This is a genomic window from Nostoc sp. FACHB-152 (genome assembly GCF_014697475.1).
Taxonomy (GTDB): domain Bacteria; phylum Cyanobacteriota; class Cyanobacteriia; order Cyanobacteriales; family Nostocaceae; genus Nostoc_B.
Genome location: NZ_JACJRV010000157.1, coordinates 1 through 5817 on the forward strand (window position 1 = coordinate 1; position 5817 = coordinate 5817).

Here is a 5817-nt window from a genome sequence, read left to right on the forward strand (position 1 = left end):
CTGCAACTATTTTTTCGCGCAGATCGATTGAATATGCTTTCATAAAAAGATAATATTTTTATTCTTATTAACTGTACCCCATAACAGCAGGAAGTGCTGTATAGTTCGCTGATAGAAGGTTATAAAGCTACGTGAAAAAATTTTGTTAAAGGCTAGATACTAGACAGATCTGAAAAGTAACGAATAAATTTCAGAAAAAATACTGGTTTCTGGGTTTGAGTTATTATCTAACCAAAACGTTTTGGTTAATCACTACCGCTATTGCCTTTTTTAAAATTAGTGATAATATCAAACAAACCATATGCTTTGGTTAATTAACCTATACCAATAATAAAAGTTTTTATTGAAAAATTTTGGCTACCTAATCTAATTCCTAAATGGTGTGGGAACTAATGTAATCATTGCAACGTGAGAATTGCTTATATGGCCAAATCCAGATCAACAAAAGTTACTACGAAACCTGACAAATTGCCCAAAATTGTGGCGTTTGCTAATCAAAAAGGTGGAGCAGGTAAATCAACAGGTGCTGTTCATGCTGCCGATTGGTTTACCCAAATGGGACGCTCTACAGTATTAGTTGATGCAGATGGGCAAGAAAGCTCATCTAATTGGTTAAAAGATTTGAATTTACCCTGCAAGGTGATCAGCGATCCGGAAATTTTGTTTGATGAGCTACCAAAGTTAGCAGAATCTTACGATGTAGTGATCGTTGATGGGCCAGGCAACGCTAGTGAGGTAACAAAAGCGATTTTAATTCGCTCCAACTTAGTGCTAATTCCTTGTAGGGATTCCATGATTGACCTCGCAAGTACAGGCAAAATTGTACAGTTTGTACGTCAAGCGAAAGAGATTAGAGGTGGTCTTCCTATTGCAGCACTTTACCTTAATGCAGTTAAAGATAATACTATTTTGTTACGGGAGGCTAGAGAAGCGTTGCAAAGTGGTTTCATACCGTTGCTGAATGCAACGCTTCCAGATCGACAGTGTATTAAAGATGCGCCTGGGCAAGGTAGTACAGTCTTTCGTATGAAAGGAGAAGCCCCTAAAGCAGCCGCACAAGCTTACATCAAAATCCTTACAGAAGCTTTACAGCTATTTGAATCTGAATCATGAATCGACGAAAACTTAAAGATAACATTGCAAATAATGAAGAACTGAGCTTTGTGTTTGGGAAAACTACTGCTCAGGAAATTATCAAAACAACAAAAGAAACTAAAGAAGAGATTTTATCTCCCAATGATATTGTTTGTACATTTACCTTTATTCCAGATAGTAAACCAGTCCGTCATTATTACGATCCTGAGGAATTACAGAAGTGGGCATTAAACGATATTCAGCCTAATGGAATTCGTTCTCCTTTGTGGGTTCGTCCTCATCCCAGCCAACCTGGTAAGTATGAGTTAGTTGCCGGACTTCGGCGACTAAAAGCAGCAGCAATTGTGAGATTAGAAACTGTCCCAGTTAAGGTTTTTGATTGGGATGACCAGACTGCTTTTCACGCTGCAATATCAGAGAATACAAATCGCCGTGATTTTAGCGCTTTAGAAGAATTGGATAACACTTTACGATTGCTGGAATTGCAGCTAGGTTATGATACTGAAAAAGTCATCAGTTTACTCTACCGAATGAATAATGCTACGAAAAGCAACACTAACCAAAACGTTTTGGTTAGTGAAGAAGCTGAAATTGTCCGGCAAGTATTTGATTCATTCGGAAGAATCAGTTGGCAATCTTTCGTCGCAACTCGACTGCCCTTATTAAAAAAACCAGTAGATATCTTAAATGCTATACGTCAGGGAAAAATTCATTATACTAAGGGAATTTTGCTGGCTAGTGTCAAAGACGAAGATGTAAGACGCAATCTTTTACAAGAAGCTGTTAAAAATTCTTTAAGTCTTACTGAAATTAAGCAACGGATCAAGATATTAACTAGTAGTAAGACACAAACATTATCTGGCACTATCAACCTAAAGCAACGTTTGACCAAGACAGTTCAAATGGCGAGTAAGAATAAGAGTTTATGGAGCGATCCCCATAAAACTCAGCAAATAGAGCAGTTACTTAACGAATTAGAAGCAATTGTGACGAATCAAAGTAAATAAAGACTGTTCTCTTAACTTATATTGTGAATGCAGCCAGCCCTATGTAATAACGCTAAACTTGATTTCACAATAGCTTTGGCTGTGTTGCAAGTAATCGGTGTGCGTGAGCGTTACCTTTCTCCTATGTTTACACGTAGCTTAGTTGTTTGCTCAGGATGGATTGTCAGTTGCTGTAAATATTTTTAATACGTCTGCCGTGATTGCTGGGTAATTACACCAAGCAATTTCTTTTTCAGTTTGTATGACTTGATGCCAAGCAAGCTGACAATCTCGGTGGACAACTAATCAGTAAATCAATTGCATGGCAGAATAACTTCAGTCTTAAAGAGATCAACTCCCTATGCACTTCCAGTCGAAATTAGGAGATGTATTAGGGATATGATAACTCTGGCATTTACATAATGCACTGAATACCCTATTTGATCCAACACATCAACTTGTTGCTGTAAAGCTTGTCAAATTTTCTGCCAAGGTTCGAGTCTTAGCTTAACAGTAGATTCTACTGCTGTTATTTGCATCCTTCCCTAACAGGGTAAGTAAATGCTTTCGCTAACAGAATCCACAATTTACCGTTGATGCTCATGTAGTGGTCTTTACTTGAACGAATTGCCTTTAGTTTTTGAGTAAGAAGCAGCGGCATCAGGTATTTTCATCGTTTGTTGCTTGGAGTGAATAATCAAAAAAGGCAGATGAATCAGTAGGTAAGTGGTTTACAAGCGAGCTATTCAGTCAAAATTTACAGAGTAATTAATCTTCACCCTTATTCATCTATTTTCTAAATTCTGAAAAATAAGTAAACCTGGTAAAAAATAAAAAATCCCAGATAGGGGCTAAATAGGGGTTATATGACCCCTAAAAACTCCCAGAAATTCATGGGTGCTAAATAGGGGTCATATGGGTACTAAATAACCCCTATTTGGGGTATGCTCAAAAAGTCCTATTTTTATGCCGCAATTTACCCAATGACCTTTTTTGAATTCAAAATTCAAAATGCAAAATGCAAAATTCACTTAGGAAGACTGGAAATAATGCGCGAACTAAACAATTCTTCAAGGTCATTGCCCCCGCCACAATATGCAGATTTAGCTGTCAACACTCAAGCGTGATGAGTTCAGTCGGACACTAATTGTCTTTAATTTTAAATTTTGAATTTTTAATTTTTAATTGGAGCGAAGCGATATGTCGAACATCCACGCACTACAAAAAATTTTTCCCGCAGGCTTTGACAATGGCTACGGAAGTTTGAAGCTGTTAGTCGATGGCTTTGAAGTTGTCAGAGTACCCAGCTACATTTCTACGGCAGACATGGAAGATGTTCCAGGGAGAGTGGAATTTAATGGAACAGCTTACACAGTTGGAGAATCTGCATTCCGAGCCGGAGATCATTTTGAACGCAACACCGATAGCAATGAAAACAAAATCAAGAATGCCCTGACGACTTTGCTGGGAGCATTAGCACACTTGCCACACCGCAAAGCTTGGCATTTGAAGTTAGTAGTCAGTTTGCATGATGTTGCGCTGGCAAAAAACTTAACCCAGGTACTCAATGGAGAATACCAAGCTGTCCTTGCTGGCAAACCCTCAGAGATTAAAGTAGAAGTTCTGAAAGTAGTTCCAGAGGGTATGGGAGCATTGTTTGGACAAGCATTACCGAAAAAACTAACAGTTTTAGATTTTGGCAATGGCACAACGCTGTATTCTCGATATACCCAAGGTAAGCGAGAAGTACACACTCCTTACCCTGTAGGGGTAGAAGTCCTCATTGATGAGATTGCCCAAAAAATGAAACATCTCAATGGGGGTAAAGTAGGGGACGCATCGAAAGTGCGATTTTGCTTAGAAATGGGACACACCAGATATAGCCGAGACATTGATATCAAAGATGTCTACATGGGTTGTTTTAAGGATTGGTATGAAAAATATTTAAAAAAGGTAGTGAACATGGCGTTGGATGCCAAACACCAAGGTGATGAAATCTGGGCAATTGGCGGCGGCTGTTTATTGCCAGGATTTAAAAAGCTGCTAGAAAAAAATGGCTTCAAAGTCCTGGACAATCCGGTAGAAGCGAATGCTGTGGGATTACTAGAAATGGCCAAAGCAATAGTGAACAGGGTGTAGGGTGTAGGGTGTGGGGTGTGGGGAAATCTCAATCTTAAAAGAAGGGGTTTCAAACAAAAACATTATATTTTTCGGACTACGTATGTCAAAATACATATTTTTTAATTCCATGCGTAAATACAGAGGCTTGTATCCTGTTGTTTTGGGTACTATGACTTTCCCTACACCCTACACCCCACACCCGCCCTAAAGGGGCTTGGTCAACAAAAATTCTTAAAAACCCAGTAGGAAAAAGCCATGTTTAATAATCAAGATGATGTCTCAGACAAAGTACGCATTAGAAATAATTATCGTAAACGCATACTCGCAGAGGCTAAAGAACTAGACAAAAGCTATCTGGAAACGGTTCATTTCATCATTGATTGCTACTTTGCATTCAAAAAAGGAGTGTTGAATATACAGCAACCAACGTCTTATACATCCGGTTTCAATGGAATAGATATCAATTTGGGAGCATCCCAACCCTCTGTTAGCCGTGTATCGACGTACCCTGAACAAGAGGATTCAGGCGATGAAACATTTTCGCTAGACTTTGATTTATAAATTTTCTAGCTAGACTTTAACAAGATTAATATTAATAAATATGAAAAAGAAGCGAAAATACCAGTCTAGAGACACATTAACACCAGTTTTTTATAAAAATACAAACTTTGATTCATTATTACACGCAAGATGGGCAGCTTTTTTTGATTTGTTAGGAATGGAATGGTTGTACAAACCAGATTGCCAGGATGCTTATCTAGATTGGCAGCCAGACTTTGTGGTTGATACACCTGTAATACAGGCGGCCACAGATGAATGGATTAGCGTTCATTGTTTCTGCTATATTTGTTCGGAGCAGGATTTGAGCCAGTTGCCCCAAAATGCTGCTAAAAAAATGATGAAAGCTCATCCTTATAATCATGAGCTAGAGGAATTATCAAGCTTGCTGAAAAATGCGCCAACTGGTTTTAAGATAACTTCTTGCGCTTACGACCGCGTACTGATTTTGGGGGACAAAGCAGATTTTGATGTTCCGGCAAATCAATATTTTTATCGGACTAAATTTAAAACTATCAATGATATTGAAGTGACTGCTATTGATGTAGGTGGTGAGCGGGATGCTGATCTTTCATCTGTGGCATGGTTTTCAGCCGCGTTCCATGCAGACGCAAGAATTTGGATGCCAATAGACTTTAGTTATGGTAGCCAAACAAGAGTAACTCACTGGATGAATGCTTTGAAATTGCTTCCTTGAGCAGTTAGAACACTTTGCAAATGCCGCCTACGACTGTTTTGTTGTATTGGTAGAGGTAAGGTTGCTGCTAATCTCACTTGTTTGTGAGTTTGTAGTAACCACATCAACATCTTCAGGGTGATTAATTGCGCCTTATTTAGGTATTTCTCGCTCGAAGTTTTGGTAGAATGATGCCAGCATTATGATGACGGTCTTGGTCAAATTACGAAACCGTTCTTTTTTACCACGAAACCGCTCTCCACAGAAGAGTCTACTACCCCTTAAGGGGCTACAAAAAGGGCTAGAATGCAGACAGAATAAGTCTCATAGCTCTTTGACCTTGTTGGTAGAAAGGACGCTTATTAGGACTTAATGTCAATA

General features: G+C 38.7%; 5 protein-coding genes. All 5 read left to right on the plus strand.

Going from position 1 to position 5817, the window contains the following annotated elements; genetic code table 11:
* The first annotated feature begins 423 nt into the window (after window positions 1-423).
* Window positions 424-1113 (plus strand): ParA family protein, encoded by a 690-nt coding sequence (locus tag H6G76_RS35830; protein WP_199337646.1) that lies wholly within the window; start codon window positions 424-426, stop codon window positions 1111-1113.
* Window positions 1110-2102, plus strand: coding sequence for a ParB/RepB/Spo0J family partition protein (locus H6G76_RS35835; RefSeq protein WP_199337647.1), 993 nt, complete (start codon window positions 1110-1112; stop codon window positions 2100-2102). Before H6G76_RS35830 ends, H6G76_RS35835 begins: the two co-directional genes overlap by 4 nt.
* Before the next feature lie 1179 nt (window positions 2103-3281).
* Window positions 3282-4220: a ParM/StbA family protein gene (locus tag H6G76_RS35840; protein WP_190710943.1), complete on the plus strand. Its 939-nt coding sequence runs from the start codon at window positions 3282-3284 to the stop codon at window positions 4218-4220.
* A 237-nt stretch (window positions 4221-4457) separates the two neighbouring features.
* Window positions 4458-4763: a hypothetical protein gene (locus H6G76_RS35845; protein ID WP_190710944.1), complete on the plus strand. Its 306-nt coding sequence runs from the start codon at window positions 4458-4460 to the stop codon at window positions 4761-4763.
* 40 nt (window positions 4764-4803) lie between these two features.
* Entirely contained in the window at window positions 4804-5457 is a 654-nt protein-coding gene (locus tag H6G76_RS35850) for a hypothetical protein (protein ID WP_190710945.1), read from the plus strand.
* Window positions 5458-5817 lie beyond the last annotated feature (360 nt).